Genomic DNA, 16,166 nt, shown 5'->3' on the forward strand with positions numbered 1-16,166 from the left:
TACAACCAACACACTCCCCGCCAGCCGGAACCAGATTCCCAGTCCAACTTCCGGGGCGCAGTTCAGAATCTGATTCCCTCAGGGTTCCCCTCACGGACTTGAAGAAACGGGCATGGCCGCCCGGCTTAAGTCTCCGGCATGGGGATAAAGGACCGCCGGGGCCGCTGGCTCAGCCGTCCACCTCGATCGCGAGCGCCGGGCAGAGCTGCGCCGCGTCCTTCACCTGGGCATGCAGTTCCGCGGACGGGTTCTCCTGTAGCAGCACGACCATCCCGTCCTCGTCGCGCTGGTCGAACACCTCGGGCGCGACGAGCACGCACTGCCCGGCCCCGACGCAGCGGGACTGGTCGACGACCACCTTCATCTCGCGGCTCCTTTCACCAGGTCACGGGGAGTTCGTGCACCCCGTAGACGACCATGTCGTGCTTGAACTTCAGCTCGTCCACCGGCGCGGCCAGCGCCAGCGCCGGAATCCGCCGGTAGAGCGTCCGGTACGCCACCTGCAGTTCGACCCGCGCGAGCGGCTGGCCGAGGCACTGGTGCACGCCGTAGCCGAACGCGACGTGATGCCGCGCTTTGCGCGTGACGTCGAGCTTGTCCGGCTCGGGGAACTGCGTCTCGTCGCGGTTGGCGACGTCCGTGGCCGCGACCAGGCCTTCGCCCGCGCGCACGGTCTGCCCGCCGATCTCCAGGTCTTCGAGCGCGACGCGGCGCCGTCCGGAGTGGACGATCGTCAGGTAGCGCAGCAGCTCCTCGACCGCGTTGGCCAGCAAGGCGTCGTCGCCGTCGCGGACCGCGGCGAGCTGGTCCGGGTTCTCCAGCAGCGCGACCGTGCCGAGCGCGATCATGTTCGCCGTGGTCTCGTGCCCGGCCACGAGCAGCAGCTGCCCCATCGCGGCCGCGTCCTCGACGGTCATCGCGCCGGTGGCGACCGGTCCGGTCGCGAGGCGGCTGAACACGTCGTCGGCAGGCTCGCCGATCTTCTTCTCGACCAGCCGCGCGAGGTAGTCGAGCAGCTCCTCCGTCGCGGCGAGCGATTCCTCGACGGTCGCCTCCCGCGAGACCAGGATCTTGCTGCAGCGATGGAAGAAATCGCGGTCGGCGTACGGCACCCCGAGCAGTTCGCAGATCACCAGCGACGGCACCGGCAGCGCGAACGCCTGCACGAGGTCGGCGGGTTTCGGGCCGGCCAGCATCTCGTCGATCAGCCCGTCGACGATCTGCTGGATCCGCGGCCGCATCCGCTGGACCTTCTTCACCATGAAATCGCCGGTCAGCAGCCGCCGCTGGGCGGCGTGCTCCGGATCGTCCATGCCGATGAACGACTTGACCCGGTCGCGCCGCGCCTTGACCCCGGGCGTCTGCGCCGGGTAGCCGGCGCGGCCGGGGTCGGCGCTCACGCGCGGGTCGGCGAGCAGCGCGCGGACGTCTTCGTAGCGGGTGAACAGCCACGGTTCGCTGCCGTCCCAGATCCGCACGCGCGACACCGGCTCGTCGTGCAGCTTGCGGCCGAGTTCGGGCGGCGGATCGAACGGGCAGCGCCCCCGGGACATCGGGAACGGGGCGTGCCCCGGTTCTGCGGTGTGGGCCTCCGGCATCACAGCCTCCTGGCGGACAAGTCACCAAACGATCGTTCGGATACTTACCGAACACATGTTAGGCGTCCTGGTGAATGTTTGCCCAGACCCGGGTCCCAAGATCACCGGGATGGCCGCGGACGATCATGGCAAAGAGGGAGAAACCGCCCGTGGCTCAAGCGAAAATGAGCGCCAGCAGCTCGTCGGCGAAGTCCACCACGATGTCCTCGCCGGGCCGCCTGCCGGTCGAATGGAACAGCGCGACGCGGCCGTGCGCGCCGACGAACGCGATCACCCCGGCGCGGTCGGCGGGCACCCGGAGCGTGGCGCCGGACTCGGCGCAGCGGGCGAACGCGGCGGTGATCAGGTCGATGAGATCGATCATCGGACCGTGCGGCCGGGCGCCGGGGGCGGTGCGGCTGGCCCCGTTCGCGGTCATCAGCCGGTAGTGGCCGGGGTTGTCCATCGCGAAACGGCAGTACGCGTGCAGCAGCGCACGCACCCGGGCGGGCGCGTCGGCGGCGGGCACGCGGGACTCGGCCGCCTCCATCGCGGCGCGCAGCCGGCCGAACTCGTGCTCGGCCAGCCCGGTGACGAGCGCGGCACGGTCGCTGAAGTGCTGGTAGATGCTGGCCGGGGCGATGCCGACGGCGCGCGCGACGCCGCGGATGGTGAGCGCGTCCTCGCCGTCGAGTTCCGACAGGAGCCTGCTGGCCGCGTCGAGGATTTCCCCGCGCAGCCGTTCGCCCTCGCCCCAGCGGTTGCGCGTGCGGGCCTGGACTTCTTCGGACACCTGCCCATTGTTACCGCTCGCGCTGCCCCCGCCCGCTCCGGCCCGCCGCTGATGGCGGTCATTTCGTAGCCCGTGCGCCATCCGAGGTTCACCGGCTGGGCGGCGGCGGCCGATAGCGTTCGCCGGTGAACGATCAGGGGTGGCTGGACGACTTCCAGCGGCGGATTGACGAGATGCAGGCGAAAAGCGCTGCCCTGCAGGAAACGCTGAGCACCGCGGAGGGCCGGGCCAAATCGGGCGACGGGCTGGTGTCGGTGTCGGTCACCCCGAACGGAGCGCTCAAGAACCTGGAGATCGACGACCGCGCGCTGCGGCACGGCGGCGCCCGGCTCACCGCCTCGATCATGGACGCCTACGGGAAAGCGCAGCGCCAGGTGTCCCGGGACGTCATCGACGCGTTCGAGCCGATCGCGGGCGACAGCGAGATGATGAACGTGGTCAAGTCGTATCTGCCGGAGCCGGAGGAAGAGCAGGAGCCGGCGCCCCCGGCCGAGCCGCCCGCCCGGCCGTACGCCGGACCGCCGCCGGGCACCACGACTCCGCCGGGCAGCGCGGCTTACGGCCGTCCGATGCCCCCGCCGGGCGGCGCGACGCACAGCCGTCCGCCGATGCCGCCTCCCGGCACGACCCCGCCGCCGCCCCCGGCCGCGCCCGAACCGCCGCGCCCGACGTCCGGCCCGCACCGCCGTCGCGCGGCCGGCGAGGACGACGACGAGATGCAGCCGTGGTGACCGGTTTGTCAACCCTTCGTTAGTGCTGGGAAATCACCAGTTGCCAGACCGTACGAATGGGGGGTCACAATCCGGGGCCTTCTGCCTACTTTGGGTTGAGCGCGCGCAAACCCGGCAAAACTCCCCCATCCCCCAGGAGCTTTCTTATGTCCAGGAAGTTCGTGCTGTCCGGCGCGGCCGCGCTCGCTCTGGCCGCCGCCCCGCTCACCGGCGCGGTCGCGGTCGCCGCTCCGGCCCCGTCCGCCGTCGCGGCGGCCACGGTCTACTACTCGACGTCCGGCGCGCCGACGTTCCGGGCCGCGATCAACGCGGGCGCGGCGAACTGGAACCGCGCGGTGACCAACGTGAAGCTGGTCGAGCGCGCGTCCGGGGCCACGCTGCGCTACACCGAGGGCAACGACCCGCGCGGCTCGTACGCGCAGACCGACGGGCACGGCCACGGCACCATCTTCATCGACTACAGCCAGGCCCGCCGGTACGACCAGACGCGGATCACCGCGCACGAGACCGGCCACGTGCTCGGCCTGCCGGACCACTACTCGGGCCCGTGCTCCGAGCTGATGTCGGGCGGCGGCCCCGGCCCGTCCTGCCGCAACGCCAACCCGAACGCCCAGGAATCCGCCCGGGTGCAGCGGCTGTGGGCCAACGGCCTCAGCGCGGTCTCCGGGCCGCAGCAGCGGATTTACGACCACTCCCAGGTCGGCTGACCCAGCGGTGAACGAGCGGCGGCCGGGTGCGTCCCGGCCGCCGCTTCGCTGTCAAGGGACTGGTGTCGGATAGCGCCGTCCGGGGCCCGGTTCGGGTCGGAATGCCCCGCATCCGGCCGTTTCCGGAATGCCCGCACGCCGCCGGTGGTTGGCTTGCCTTCGGAAAGAAGGAGGCATCCATGGCGGAAATCGTTCTGGTACACGGAGCCTGGGCCGACGGATCGGTCTGGCTCGACGTGATTCCCGTGCTGCAACGGCAAGGTCACCGAGTCCGCGCGGCGCACCTGCCGATGACGACGCTGGCCGACGACCTCGCCGAGGTCCGAAGAGAAATCGCCGGCTTCGACGGCCCGGTGGTACTGGCCGGCCATTCCTACGGCGGCACGGTGATTTCCGGTGCCGCTAAGGATAATCCGCAGGTCACCGCCCTGGCTTACCTCGCGGCGTACGTCCCGGACGAAGGCGAGACCATCCCCTCGCTGAACGCCCAATTCCCGGATTCCCCCGGTACCGGCGCGATGGTCTTCCACGAGGACGGCTGGTCGTCTCTCGACCCGAACCTCTTCCCCGAAGCATTCGCCGCCGACGTGCCGTCCGAGCGCGCCGACGCACTGGCCGCGGTGCAGCGGCGGGCGCACTCCAGTTGTTTCGCCACTCCGAGCGGGCCGGGTGCCTGGCATGACCTGCCTACTGCGTACGCGGTGTCCACAGAGGACCGGATTCTCCATCCGGATCTGCAGCGGTGGCTCGCCGAGCGGGCCGGGGCCGAGTGTGTCGAACTGGATGCCAGCCACTACTCGCTGTTCTCGCAACCCGCGGCGGTGGCTGAGGTGATCGACAAGGTCTCGGCCCACGGCTAGCCGGAAATTCGGTTGCCCAGCCCCGCCCGGGCAGCCGAGTATTCCCGCCATGACCACCGAACCCGCCCGCCGCCATCCGTACCGCTGTCTCTCCGCGTACGGCAAGCAGCAGACGGCCAAGGAAGGGACCAGCCAGGCCGTCCGATGAGTGCCGCGCTCGTCGCGGGCCTCGTCGCCGGGTACGGGATCGCCATCCCGGTCGGTGCGATCGGCGTTTACCTGGTCGAACTCACCGCGCGCACGTCGTGGCGGGTCGGGGCGGCCGCGGCGATGGGCGTGGCCACCGCGGACGGCGTCTACGCTGTTCTCGCCACCACCGGCGGCGCCGCCCTGGCCCCGCTGCTCGCCCCGCTCACCACTCCCCTGCGCCTGACCTCCGCGGTCGCCCTGCTCGTGCTCGCCGCGTGGACCGCCGTCCTGGCGATCCACCGCTACCGGTCCGCCGAAACCCCTTTGCTGGCAACGGAACCACACCCGCTGCGGGCGTACGCGACTCTGCTCGGCCTCACCCTGCTCAACCCGTCCACCATCATCTACTTCACCGCGCTCGTGCTCGGCGACCGACCGGCCGACGGCACCGTGTTCGCCGCCGCAGCGTTCGCCGCGTCAGCCAGCTGGCAACTGCTGCTGGCTGTCGGCGGCGCATTGCTCGGCCGAGGGCTCACCGGCCCGCGCGGACGGCTCGGCACCGCCCTGCTGTCCAGCGCGGTGATCCTCGTGCTGGCGGTGCGGCTGTTCTAGGAACCGACCGTGCTTTCCCTTACCTCCAGGGAAAACGGCGGCTGCACCGAACGCGGCGCAGCACTCTCGGTACCGGCAAGGCGGCTGTCGATCAGGTCGATCGCGGCCTCGGCGATGGCCGCCTTGTCCGGCGAGATCGTGGTAAGCGCCGGCAGGCTGAACGCGCTCTCCTCGGTGTTGTCGAAGCCGACGATCGCGATGTCACCAGGCACCCGGAGCCCATGCTCGGCAGCCGATCGCAGCGCACCGACCGCCAGCAAGTCGTTGAAGCAGAACACCGCGTCCGGCGGTTCTTCCTGCGCCAGCAACCGTTTCATCGCCGCCGCCCCCTCGGCGCGGTGATACTTCGCCACCGGCTCCACCAAGGAATCCGCCGACGGCAAACCAGCGTCAGCCAGCGCCGCCCGATACCCGGCGAGCCGCAGCGACGAAGTCCCGCGCTGGGGGTTCGCGCCGATCGCGGCGATCCGGCGGCGGCCGAGCGAAACCAGATGCGACACCGCGACGTGCGCGGCCCGCACGTTGTCGATCGCCACCCGGTCCAGCTCGACGTCCACCGCGTGCTCGCCGAGCAGCACGAACGGGATTTTCCCTTCCGCGTCCGGGAAATCCGCCGCTTCGAGCGCTTCCGGATGCACCAGCGCGCCGTCGACCAGATGCGGGCCCAGCGAGTCCACAGTGGCCCGTTCCCGGTCCCGAGTCCCTTGCGTCTGCTCGATCAGCACGCTCCACCCACGACGCTGCGCGGCGGTGATCACCAGGCCGGCCATCTCGCCGAAGTACGGAATGCTCAGCTCCGGCACCATCAACGCCAGGAACCCGGTCCGCCCGCGGCGCAGGTTGCGCGCGCCGACGTTGGGCCGGTACCCGGTCGCGGCCAGTGCTTCCTCGACGCGCCGCCGGTTCTCGGGCTTCACGAACGCGTAGCCGTTCACCACGTTCGACACGGTTTTCACCGAAACGCCCGCCAGCGTCGCGACGTCCTTCAGGGTCACGGCCACGCTGACTCCTCATCTTGTCGGCCCAGAGCCCATCACGAGCCCGCGAGGCTTCCGGCACCAGCCCCGACGACCACGTAGTGTAGCGACGTTTTGCCTGTTTACAACGTTGTTCCAACGATGTAAAAATAGCCGCAGCTCAGCGTCGTGACGGGCGTCACGCCGCCGAGCGGGTTGCCCCAGTCGTCGGCTGCGAGGAGTCCGCCGTGTCCCCGTCCGTCCCTGCCCGCTTCGCACTGGTCGCCGGCGCCGCCACGGCACTCGTGCTCGCCGGGTGCACCAGCCGCGAGGAAACCCCGGCCGCGCAAAGCAACGGCGCCGGTCCGGCCGCCTCGGCCGCGTCCGCCGCGCCGAGCGCCGACGGCTGCACCATCGACAAGACCGGGTACCCGAAGCTCGACCCGAAGACCGCGATCGTCGGCTTCTCCCAGTCGGAGAAGGAGGCGAACCCGTTCCGGATCGCCGAGACGCAGTCCATCCGCGCCGAGGCGGGCAAGCTCGGCATCCCGGCCGACCACCTGCTCACCACGAACGCGCAGAGTGACCTCAACAAGCAGATCTCGGACATCAAATCGCTGCTCGACCGGGGCGCGCAGCTGCTCATCGTGGCCCCGCTGAACTCCGACGGCCTGCAGCCCGCGCTCGACGCGGCGAAGGCGAAGAAGGTCCCGGTGGTCACCATCGACCGGCAGGTGACGTCGAAGGCGTGCACCGACTACCTCACCTTCATCGGGTCCAACTTCACCGAACAGGGCCAGCGCGCGGCCGCTTCGCTCGCGAAGGCCACCGGCGGCACCGGCAAGGTCGCGATCCTGCTCGGCTCCTCGGGCAACAACGTGACCACCGACCGCACCAAGGGGTTCAAGGACGAACTCGCGAAGACGCCCGGCCTCACCGTGGTCGCCGAGCAGACCGGCGAGTTCGACCGGTCCAAGGGCCAGCAGGTGATGGAACAGCTGATCCAGAGCCATCCCGACCTCACCGCGGTGTACGCGGAGAACGACGAGATGGGCATCGGCGCGGTCAACGCGCTCAAGACCGCGGGCAAGAACCCCGGCAAGGACGTAAAAGTCGTGTCCGTCGACGGCACCCGCAACGCGGTGCAGCTGATCGTGGACGGCAGCTACAACGCGGTGATCGAGTCCAACCCGCGGTTCGGGCAGCTGGCGTTCCAGACGCTGCAGCAGTTCGAGGACGGCAAGCCGATCCCGCCGAGCATCGTCATCACCGACGACTCCTACGACGAATCGAACGCGGCCCAGAAGGTCGGGAACGCGTACTGATGACGAGCACGGCCGACACCCAGGTGGCGACCATGACCGCACCGGTGCTCGAGGTGTCCGGGGTGACCAAGCGGTTCCCCGGCACCGTGGCCCTCGACGACGTCTCCTTCCGCCTGCGGCGCGGCGAAATCCACGCGCTGGTCGGGGAAAACGGCGCGGGCAAGTCCACTTTGATCAAAGTCCTCACCGGCGTGTACCGGCCGGACGAAGGCGAGGTGCGCCACCTCGGCGAGCCGGTCGAGTTCCGCAGGCCGATCGACGCGCAGCGCGCCGGGATCTCCACCATCTACCAGGAGGTCAACCTCGTTCCGCTGATGAGCGTGGCGAGCAACGTCTTCCTCGGCCGGGAACCGCGCACCCGCACCGGTTTGATCGACTGGTCGGCGATGAACGCACAGGCGCGCGAACTGCTCAGCGGGTACGGGATCGACACCGACGTGCGGCGTCCGCTGCACACGCTCGCGGTCGGCGCGCAGCAGATGGTCGCGCTGGCCCGTGCGGTGTCCACAAAGGCCGGTGTGGTCGTGATGGACGAGCCGACGTCGTCGCTCGAACCGCGCGAAGTGGACACTCTGTTCGAGGTGCTGGCCCGGCTGCACGCCGAGGACATTTCGGTGCTGTACGTGAGCCACCGGATGGACGAGCTGTATCGGGTGTGCGACAGCGTCACGGTGCTGCGAGACGGCCGTGTCGTCCACAGTGGACCCTTGAAACCGTTGCCACGCATCGAACTGGTGTCGATGATGCTCGGCCGGGAGATCAAGCAGATCCGCGCCGAGGGCGTCACCGCGTTCGGCGAGGAGCATCATGCCGAGAAGGAACCGTTGCTGCAGGCCTCTCATTTGTCCGGCGGGAACAAGCTGCACGACGTTTCGGTGAGTGTGCGGCCGGGCGAGGTCGTCGGGCTGGCCGGGCTGCTCGGGTCCGGCCGGAGCGAGACCGCGCGGGCGGTGGTCGGAGCCTTTCCGCTCGACGGCGGAACCGTGCTGCTGGCCGGAAAGCCGTTGAAGCGCGGGAAGATCTCCGCCGCGATGCGGGCCGGGATCGCGTTGCTCGCCGAAGACCGCAAGGCTGACGGCATCATTCCGAATCTGTCCGTGCGCGAGAACATCGTGCTCGCCGCACTCCCGCGACTGTCCACTTTAGGCTTCGTCAGCCGGTCCAAACAGGACCGGGTGGTGAAGACGTTCATGGAGCGATTGCGGATCAAGGCGTCCAGCCCGGAGCAGAAGGTGTCCGAGCTGTCCGGCGGAAATCAGCAGAAGGTGCTGCTGGCCCGCTGGCTCGCCACCGGACCGAAGGTGCTGCTGCTGGACGAGCCCACCCGCGGCATCGACGTCGGGGCCAAGGCCGAGGTGCAGGCGCTCATCGACGAACTGGCCCAGGACGGGCTCGGCGTACTGCTGATCTCGTCCGAACTGGAAGAACTTCTCGACGGCGCGGACCGGGTGGTCGTGCTGCGCGACGGCAGCGTCGCCACCGAACTGGCCGGCGACGCGATCACCGAGGACAACGTGCTGACGGCGATAGCCGCAGGGGGTGACAACGATGTCGACCGCGACACTGACGAGACCTGACCGCGCCCGCGTCACGAGCTGGCTGCAGAACTACGGCGTGTACCTGGCAGTCGTCGTGCTGCTGCTGTTCAACATCGCCTTCACGAAGAACTTCCTCTCCGCGGCGAACTTCCGCACGCAGCTGGTGCAGGCCGCGCCGGTGTGCATCGTCGCGCTCGGCATGGCGCTGGTGATCGGCACCGAGGGCATCGATCTGTCGGTGGGCTCGGTGATGTCGGTCGCCGCCGCGCTCGTCCCGCTTTACCTCGGGGCCGGGCCGCTGATGGTGATCGTGGTCGCGCTGATCGCCGGAGTCGTTTCCGGTCTGTTCAGCGGATTCCTGGTGGCGCAGCTCGGTATTCAGCCGATCATCGCGACACTGGCGTTACTCGTCGGCGGTCGAGGGCTAGCGCTCGTGATCGCGCACGGACAGCTGGTGCAACTGCACAACCCGGACTTCCTCGCGCTCGGCACCGGCGACGTGCTCGGGGTGCCGATCATGGTGCTGGTGGCCGCGGTTCTCTCCGTGCTGGCCGGATTGCTGGTGCGGCGCACCACCTTCGGCAGGCACCTGGTCGCGGTCGGCGGCAACCGTCCCGCCGCGACACTCGCCGGGCTGCCGGTGAAACGCGTCCTGATCGGCGTGTACGCGATGTCCGGTGCGCTGGCGGCGATCGCCGGGGTGCTGTCCACCGCGCGGCTCGCCGCGAGCGACCCGAACGATCTCGGCCTGCTGATGGAGCTTTCCGCGATCACCGCCGTGGTGGTCGGCGGGACTCCGCTCACCGGCGGCCGCGTCCGGGTGCTCGGCACGGTGTTCGGCGCGCTGCTCATGCAATTGGTGCACGCCACGCTGATCAAGCACAACCTGCCCGATTCCGCCGCGCAAATGGTGCAGGCCGCCATCATCGTCGTCGCGGTATACGTCGCCAGGGAACGGAGCACGCGATGATCGCGACCACCGCCGCCCCGCCGTCGGAACGCGGCGCCGCGTTCGCCGCGGTCCTGCAACGCCAAGGCGCGGCCGTCGTGCTCGTGCTCGGCGTGGCGGCCGCGTGGTTCGCCTTCCCCCGCTTCGGATCCGCGGACAACCTGCGCGACCTCGCGTTGCAAAGTTCTTTCCTGGCGGTGATCGCGCTGGGCATGACGTTCGTGATCATTTCCGGCGGGATCGACCTGTCGGTCGGCTCGGTGTACGCGCTCGGCGGCGTGCTGGCCGCGTACGGATCCCGATACGGCCTGGTGGTCGCGATCCTGCTGCCCTTAGTCGTTTGTGGACTGATCGGCCTGATCAACGGTCTCCTCATCGCCCGTACCAAAATGGCGCCGTTCATCGTCACGCTCGCCTCGCTGTTGTTCGCTCGCGGACTCCTGCTGGCGTTGACCAACGAGGGCGCGACAACGTACAAAGTGGAGCCAGGATCGGCGTTGCTCTGGCTGGGGCAAGGCAAGATCTTCGGCATCGGCGTGCCGGTGTATCTCGCCTTGGTCCTTTTCGGACTCGGCGGGCTGCTGCTGCGCCGGACCCGGTTCGGGCAGTCGGTGTTCGCGCTCGGCGGCGCGGAACAGTCCGCGCTGCTGATGGGACTTCCGGTGGCCCGCACCAAAATCACCCTCTACGCGCTCAGCGGCACGCTCGCCGGATTCGCCGGCGTGCTCACCGCGGCGTATCTGCAATCGGGCGTCACCGTGCTCGGCGTCGGCACGGAACTGGACGCGATTTCCGTCGTGGTCATCGGCGGAACGCTGCTCACCGGCGGCGCCGGAACCGTCATCGGCACGCTCGTCGGCGTGCTGCTGAAGACGCTGATCCAGAACGTCATCAACCAGGTCGGCACTCTCGACTCCAACTACCAGACGGTGGTCAGCGGCGCGTTCCTGCTGGTCGTCGTCGTGATCCAGCGGCTGCTGGCCCGTTCCCGCCGCTCCTGACCCGCTTCACCGGAGATCCACCTGTTGCTAGGAGGTTCGACGATGGTCCGTCCTGCCCGCAGACCCGGCCGCATGGCCACGGTGGCCGCCGCGCTCGCCGTGGCCGTGTCCGGGTTGTCGAGTGTCCCCGCCGCCGCGGCCGATCCGCCGCAGTGGCACCGCCTCACCCCGCCCCTGACCACTCCGTGGACCAATCAGGTTTCGCCGAGCAACGCCCTTCCCGAATACCCTCGCCCGCAACTGACCCGCGACAACTGGCAAAACCTCAACGGCGTCTGGGAATTCTCCGCCGCCAAACCGGGCGACTCGCCGCCGGTCAAACGCAGCCTCGGCGAACGGATTCTCGTCCCGTATCCGGTCGAATCCGCGCTGTCCGGAATCATGCGGCACGAAACGTCGATGTGGTACCGGCGGACATTCCAGGTGCCGAAGAACTGGCACGTCGGCGGCCGGGGCGAGCGGCTGATCCTGCACTTCCAGGCGGTCGACTACGACACCACGGTGTGGGTCAACGGCCATCAAGTCGCCCGCCACACCGGCGGTTACGACGCGTTCTCGGCGGACGTCACCAATGCGCTGACGACGGGGAAGGATCAAGAAGTCGTCGTCGGCGTCACAGATCCGAATGACGCGGGCCAGCAACCGCTCGGCAAACAACGCAAACCCGGCGACGGAATCTTCTACACCCCGTCGTCCGGAATCTGGCAAACCGTCTGGATGGAACCGGTGACCCCGGCGCACATCTCGCGAGTGGACACCACGCCGGACGTCGCCAGCGGCTCGGTCACCGTCAACGCCGTGGTGGGCGGACCGGCGAAACAACGGGTGCAAGCGGTCGCCTACGACCACGGCCGCGTCGTCGGCTACGCGTCCGGACCGGCCAACACTCCGTTGAAGCTCAAGGTGAACCGGCCGCATCTGTGGACCCCGGACGATCCGTTCCTGTACGACCTGCGCGTCTCACTGTCCTCTGGGGACAGTGTCGGCTCGTACTTCGGGCTGCGGTCCGTTTCGATCGGAAAGACCGCGGACGGCAAGCAGCGGATGATGCTCAACGGCAAATTCGTCATGCAACTCGGCCCGCTTGACCAAGGTTTCTGGCCGGACGGCATCTACACCGCACCCACCGACGCGGCCTTGAAGTTCGACCTGGAACAGGAAAAGGCACTCGGGTTCAACATGGTGCGCAAGCACATCAAGGTCGAACCGGACCGCTGGTACTACTACGCGGACAAACTCGGCCTCCTGGTGTGGCAGGACATGCCCGCGATGAAGGACGACATCGACGCGTCGCCCGCCGCGCAGGCGAACTTCGAGTCCGAACTGCACCGGATGATCGACCAGCACCGCAGTTTCCCGTCGATCGTCACCTGGGTGCCGTTCAACGAGGGCTGGGGCGACTACGCCGTCGGCCGGATCGCCGACCAGGTCAAGGCCTGGGACCCGACCCGGCTGGTCGACGCGGAGTCCGGCGTGAACTGCTGCCGCTCCGAACCGGACAGCGGCCGCGGCGACCTCTACGACGACCACACCTACACCGGCCCCGGCACCCCCGTGCCGGACGCGAAACGCGCCGCGGTCGACGGCGAATACGGCGGCTTGGGTCTGAAGGTCGACGGACACCAGTTCGACCCGGCCGGCAGCTTCGCGTACGAAATGGAGCCGGACAGCGCGACGCTCACCCGCCGCTACGGCGAACTCCAGCAACGCCTGCTGCTCGCCGGACGGCAATGCGGAGTCTCGGCAGGCGTGTACACGCAGACCACCGACGTGGAAAAGGAGGTCAACGGCTTCTTCACCTACGACCGTCAGGTGAAGAAGATGGACTTCGCAGCCGTCCGGGCCGCGAACCTGTCGGTGATCAAGGGCGTGGACGGCTCACCGCAACAGGGCCCGGTCATCCCGCCCGGCACGCCGGGCATCGACGGTATCGCCGCGTATCCGTTCGACGAGAACAGCGGCACCACCGCGGCGGACACCGTGGGCCACCACGACGCGACGCTCGTCGGAGGCGCTTCCTGGACCGCCGGACACAGCGGTTCGGCCCTGGCGGTGAACGGCTCCGGCCAGTACGCCGACACCGGCACCGCGCTGGCGAAGACGGACCTGAGCTACAGCGTCGCCGCGTGGGTCAAGTTCAACGCTGTCGGCGACGGCTTCCAGACCGTGGTGAGCCAGGACGGCAACGACCACAGCGCGTTCTTCCTGCAGTACTCGGGCGCGGACCACAAGCTGGCGTTCAGCTTCGTCGGCACGCGGGCCCTCGCGCCGATCACGCCGGAAGCCGGACGCTGGTACCACCTGGTCGGCGTACGCGACGCCGCTACCGGACAGCTCGCGCTGTACGTGGATGGCCAGCTCGCCGCGTCGAAGAGCGTCTGTCTGGGCGAAGCGTCCACCGGCCACACGGTAATCGGCCGCGGCAAGTACGGCGGGAACGCTGTTGACTTCCTCAACGGAGCGGTCGACCAGGTGCATCTGTACGACCGGGCCCTTTCCGCGACGGAGGTGGCCAAGCTCTACGCCTCCTGACGTTCCGTGAAGGACTCCTTGAGGGAATCTAATTCCCTCAAGGAGTCCTTCACGGCTCTTCCCGCTTCGCCCGCACCCGCCGATAGCTCCAGATCAGCAACGCGAACAAGATCAGACTCGACAGAATCAGACTCGTCCCGGTGCTCCACCCGCTCAGCGGAAGCCACCGGACCGTCCCCCACACGATGCCCGCCGCCAGCAGCGCGAGCCCGGCGAGCACCGAACCGGCGATCCGCAGCGGAGAGGACACGCTGTCCTCGGCGGCCTGCATCGCCCGCGTCCGAACTGGGTCGACAAATCGCTGCAGCGCCGGGAACTCCGAGGCCAGCACCAGCAGCCCGGCGAGCACCAGCAGCAGCCCCGGTCCCGGCAGCACGAGCAGCACGACCCCGACGATCACCAGCACCCCGCCGACCGCCGCGAGGAGCACCCGCCGCACCGGCTTGCCCAATCCCATCGGGCCAGTGTGCCGCCGGGTTCGCGGTACTGCCAGCCGGACTGTCCATACTGGACCCTCCCGCGAACCCTCCCGGTTTTGTCGGTGGTGCGTGCTTAGCTGCTCAGCGTGGTCGAATCACTGCCTGACCTCATCCGCCGCTGGCAGGCGGGATGGGGCACCGCCCGAAGTTTCCGTCCCGCCGAAGAAGTCCGCGGCGGGCTGCATGTCCTGCTCGGACAGCCGGATCGGCATCGCGAGGTCATCGCGCTGTCGCCGGATTCCGTGCGCGCGCTCGCCGGCGAGGTGGCCGCAGCGGCGCAGCCGACGTGGCTCACCGTGCCCACCAACGAGCCCGAGGCGGTCGAAAAGATCGCCCGCGACGCCGGGCTCGAAGTGCGGGACGAGCGCGAAGCACTCATGACCATCCCCCTGCGCGGACATCCGCACCGGCCGGCTCCGCCGCCCTACACGTGCGCAACCACGATGAAGGGGGCCGTCCTCGAAACCGTGCTGCGGCATCCCGATTCGGGAGTCGCGGCGCGCGGAACCATGGCGGTGGTCGGCACGGACGCGGTCGCGGACCGGATCGAAACCGTCCCCGAGCATCGCCGCCGCGGTCTCGGCAGCGTGGTGATGAGTGCCCTCGCGGAAACCGCCGCGGCGCACGGGGCGACCACCGGGATCCTCGTCGCCACCGCGGATGGTCAACAGCTGTATTCAGCACTCGGCTGGACCACGCGCGCCACCGTCCTCATCGCCCAAACCCCGGCAGGCTGACATGGAATGGCTCACCGACACCCGAAGTTCCTACGACACCGTGGCGGAGGACTACGCCGTCTTCGTCCGCGACGCGCTCGGCAAGCAGCCGTATCTGCTTGCCGCGCTGGGGTTATTCGCCGAACAGGTCGGAGACGGCCCAGTCGCCGACCTAGGCTGCGGGCCCGGGCACGTGACCGCCCACCTCAACGGGCTCGGCGTCGCCGCGTACGGCGTCGACCTCTCCCCCGGCATGATCGAGGTCGCCCGGCGCGACCATCCCGGGGTGCGGTTCGAGGTCGGCTCGATGACCGACCCGCTGCCCGCCGCTTCGCTGGCCGGGATCGTGGCGTGGCAGTCGGTCATCCACCTGCCCGACGACCTGCTCCCGGCCGTCCTCGCGAACTTCCGCCAAGCCCTGCGCCCCGGCGGGGTGCTGCAGCTGCTGTGCCACGTCGGCGACGAGGTCCGGCGCAAAACCGAGGGCTACGGCGGCCACCCGATGAACGTCCAGGTGCACCGCCGCCCTCGGGAACGCATGAAAGCCTGGCTGCGCGACGCCGGGTTCACCGTCGAGGCCGAACTCCTCCTCGACCCGGAAACCCCGGCGCCGCAGGCGATCTTCACCGCGAGGAGCAGCCCTTAGTGCCCAGCCAGCAGCTGCTCGAACGACACCGACGCGTACTCGTCATCCGGCTTCGCCTCGGGTGCCGCCGCGACCAGCTGAGCCAGCTCGCGACCAGCCCGCTCCACGCGCTGCTGCAACGCACCCGTCGCCTCGGCACTGCCCCAGTCCGACGAAGCGGCGTACACGCCTGTCGCCGCCACAGTCGCGCGAAGGTAGGCGAAGAGCGGCCGTAGCGCGAAGTCGATCGCGAGCGAATGGCGTTCCGTGCCGCCCGTCGCGGCGAGCAGTACCGGTTTGCCGTCGAGCGCTTCCTTGTCCAGCACGTCGAAGAACGATTTGAACAGCCCGCTGTAGGAAGCGGTGAACACCGGCGTAACGGCGATCAGGCCGTCGGCGCGCGTCACGGTGTCGATCACTTCCCGCAGCTGCGGGCTGGGGAACCCGGTGAGCATGTTGTTGGTGACGTCCACCGCGATGTCGCGGAGTTCGAACACCTTGACCGTGATGTCGTCGTCGGCCAGCGCGGCGCGGGTGGCCTCGGCCAGCCGGTCGGCCAGCAGCCGTGTCGACGACGGCTGGCTCAACCCCGCGGTGACCACGGCGATGGTGCGTGCAGTCATGACCTTCTCCCCT

General features: G+C 69.2%; 17 protein-coding genes. 11 read left to right on the forward strand and 6 right to left on the reverse strand.

Annotated elements, in window-relative coordinates:
* Nucleotides 1-169 precede the first annotated feature (169 nt).
* The 3 genes from ACFSVL_RS11200 to ACFSVL_RS11210 all read right to left on the reverse strand — a co-directional run bounded on the left by ACFSVL_RS11200 (nt 170) and on the right by ACFSVL_RS11210 (nt 2,370).
* The gene (locus tag ACFSVL_RS11200) at nt 170-364 is read right to left on the reverse strand and encodes a ferredoxin (protein ID WP_378303172.1); all 195 of its coding nucleotides are present in this window, start codon (nt 362-364) and stop codon (nt 170-172) included.
* Nucleotides 365-377: 13 nt separating this feature from the next.
* The gene (locus ACFSVL_RS11205; RefSeq protein WP_378303174.1) at nt 378-1,598 is read right to left on the reverse strand and encodes a cytochrome P450; all 1,221 of its coding nucleotides are present in this window, start codon (nt 1,596-1,598) and stop codon (nt 378-380) included.
* A 154-nt stretch (nt 1,599-1,752) separates the two neighbouring features.
* Entirely contained in the window at nt 1,753-2,370 is a 618-nt protein-coding gene (locus tag ACFSVL_RS11210; protein ID WP_378303176.1) for a TetR/AcrR family transcriptional regulator, read from the reverse strand.
* A gap of 125 nt (nt 2,371-2,495) precedes the next feature.
* Between ACFSVL_RS11210 and ACFSVL_RS11215 the strand changes: the two genes are divergently transcribed.
* The 4 genes from ACFSVL_RS11215 to ACFSVL_RS11230 all read left to right on the forward strand — a co-directional run bounded on the left by ACFSVL_RS11215 (nt 2,496) and on the right by ACFSVL_RS11230 (nt 5,409).
* Entirely contained in the window at nt 2,496-3,101 is a 606-nt protein-coding gene (locus ACFSVL_RS11215; RefSeq protein WP_378303178.1) for a YbaB/EbfC family nucleoid-associated protein, read from the forward strand.
* A 146-nt stretch (nt 3,102-3,247) separates the two neighbouring features.
* A complete protein-coding gene (locus ACFSVL_RS11220) occupies nt 3,248-3,808 on the forward strand; it encodes a snapalysin family zinc-dependent metalloprotease (RefSeq protein ID WP_378303180.1) in 561 nt (186 codons plus the stop codon).
* Nucleotides 3,809-3,987: 179 nt separating this feature from the next.
* Complete coding sequence (locus ACFSVL_RS11225) at nt 3,988-4,668, forward strand: alpha/beta fold hydrolase (protein ID WP_378303181.1); 681 nt, start codon at nt 3,988-3,990, stop codon at nt 4,666-4,668.
* Nucleotides 4,669-4,812: 144 nt separating this feature from the next.
* A complete protein-coding gene (locus ACFSVL_RS11230; protein WP_378303183.1) occupies nt 4,813-5,409 on the forward strand; it encodes a LysE family transporter in 597 nt (198 codons plus the stop codon).
* On the opposite strand, the gene ACFSVL_RS11235 is transcribed toward ACFSVL_RS11230, so the two are convergent.
* On the reverse strand, nt 5,406-6,410 hold the full coding sequence (locus ACFSVL_RS11235) for a LacI family DNA-binding transcriptional regulator (protein WP_378303184.1): 1,005 nt from the start codon (nt 6,408-6,410) through the stop codon (nt 5,406-5,408). The two genes, ACFSVL_RS11230 and ACFSVL_RS11235, sit on opposite strands and share 4 nt — an antisense overlap.
* Before the next feature lie 203 nt (nt 6,411-6,613).
* On the opposite strand from ACFSVL_RS11235, the gene ACFSVL_RS11240 reads away from it, so the two are divergent.
* From ACFSVL_RS11240 to ACFSVL_RS11260, 5 genes are read left to right on the forward strand one after another with little or no spacing between them, the layout of a single operon-like run.
* Entirely contained in the window at nt 6,614-7,690 is a 1,077-nt protein-coding gene (locus ACFSVL_RS11240) for an ABC transporter substrate-binding protein (protein WP_378303186.1), read from the forward strand.
* Nucleotides 7,690-9,267 carry a sugar ABC transporter ATP-binding protein gene (locus ACFSVL_RS11245; protein WP_378303188.1) on the forward strand — a complete coding sequence of 526 codons (1,578 nt, stop codon included), beginning with the start codon at nt 7,690-7,692 and terminating at the stop codon, nt 9,265-9,267. Before ACFSVL_RS11240 ends, ACFSVL_RS11245 begins: the two co-directional genes overlap by 1 nt.
* On the forward strand, nt 9,239-10,198 hold the full coding sequence (locus ACFSVL_RS11250; protein WP_378303190.1) for an ABC transporter permease: 960 nt from the start codon (nt 9,239-9,241) through the stop codon (nt 10,196-10,198). Before ACFSVL_RS11245 ends, ACFSVL_RS11250 begins: the two co-directional genes overlap by 29 nt.
* Nucleotides 10,195-11,178 carry an ABC transporter permease gene (locus tag ACFSVL_RS11255; protein WP_378303192.1) on the forward strand — a complete coding sequence of 328 codons (984 nt, stop codon included), beginning with the start codon at nt 10,195-10,197 and terminating at the stop codon, nt 11,176-11,178. The genes ACFSVL_RS11250 and ACFSVL_RS11255 overlap by 4 nt, the downstream gene beginning before the upstream one ends.
* A gap of 42 nt (nt 11,179-11,220) precedes the next feature.
* Entirely contained in the window at nt 11,221-13,710 is a 2,490-nt protein-coding gene (locus tag ACFSVL_RS11260; RefSeq protein ID WP_378303194.1) for a LamG-like jellyroll fold domain-containing protein, read from the forward strand.
* A 49-nt stretch (nt 13,711-13,759) separates the two neighbouring features.
* On the opposite strand, the gene ACFSVL_RS11265 is transcribed toward ACFSVL_RS11260, so the two are convergent.
* On the reverse strand, nt 13,760-14,167 hold the full coding sequence (locus ACFSVL_RS11265; protein WP_378303196.1) for a PGPGW domain-containing protein: 408 nt from the start codon (nt 14,165-14,167) through the stop codon (nt 13,760-13,762).
* Nucleotides 14,168-14,275: 108 nt separating this feature from the next.
* Between ACFSVL_RS11265 and ACFSVL_RS11270 the strand changes: the two genes are divergently transcribed.
* Together ACFSVL_RS11270 and ACFSVL_RS11275 are read left to right on the forward strand one after the other, a co-directional pair.
* Complete coding sequence (locus tag ACFSVL_RS11270) at nt 14,276-14,926, forward strand: GNAT family N-acetyltransferase (RefSeq protein WP_378303198.1); 651 nt, start codon at nt 14,276-14,278, stop codon at nt 14,924-14,926.
* Between the two features lies 1 nt (nt 14,927).
* A complete protein-coding gene (locus ACFSVL_RS11275; protein ID WP_378303199.1) occupies nt 14,928-15,551 on the forward strand; it encodes a class I SAM-dependent DNA methyltransferase in 624 nt (207 codons plus the stop codon).
* Here ACFSVL_RS11275 and ACFSVL_RS11280 read toward each other — a convergent pair.
* Nucleotides 15,548-16,153 (reverse strand): FMN reductase, encoded by a 606-nt coding sequence (locus tag ACFSVL_RS11280; protein WP_378303201.1) that lies wholly within the window; start codon nt 16,151-16,153, stop codon nt 15,548-15,550. The genes ACFSVL_RS11275 and ACFSVL_RS11280 overlap by 4 nt on opposite strands.
* Nucleotides 16,154-16,166: the final 13 nt, after the last annotated feature.

The organism is Amycolatopsis silviterrae (assembly GCF_042684085.1).
Classification (GTDB): Bacteria; Actinomycetota; Actinomycetes; order Mycobacteriales; family Pseudonocardiaceae; genus Amycolatopsis; species Amycolatopsis silviterrae.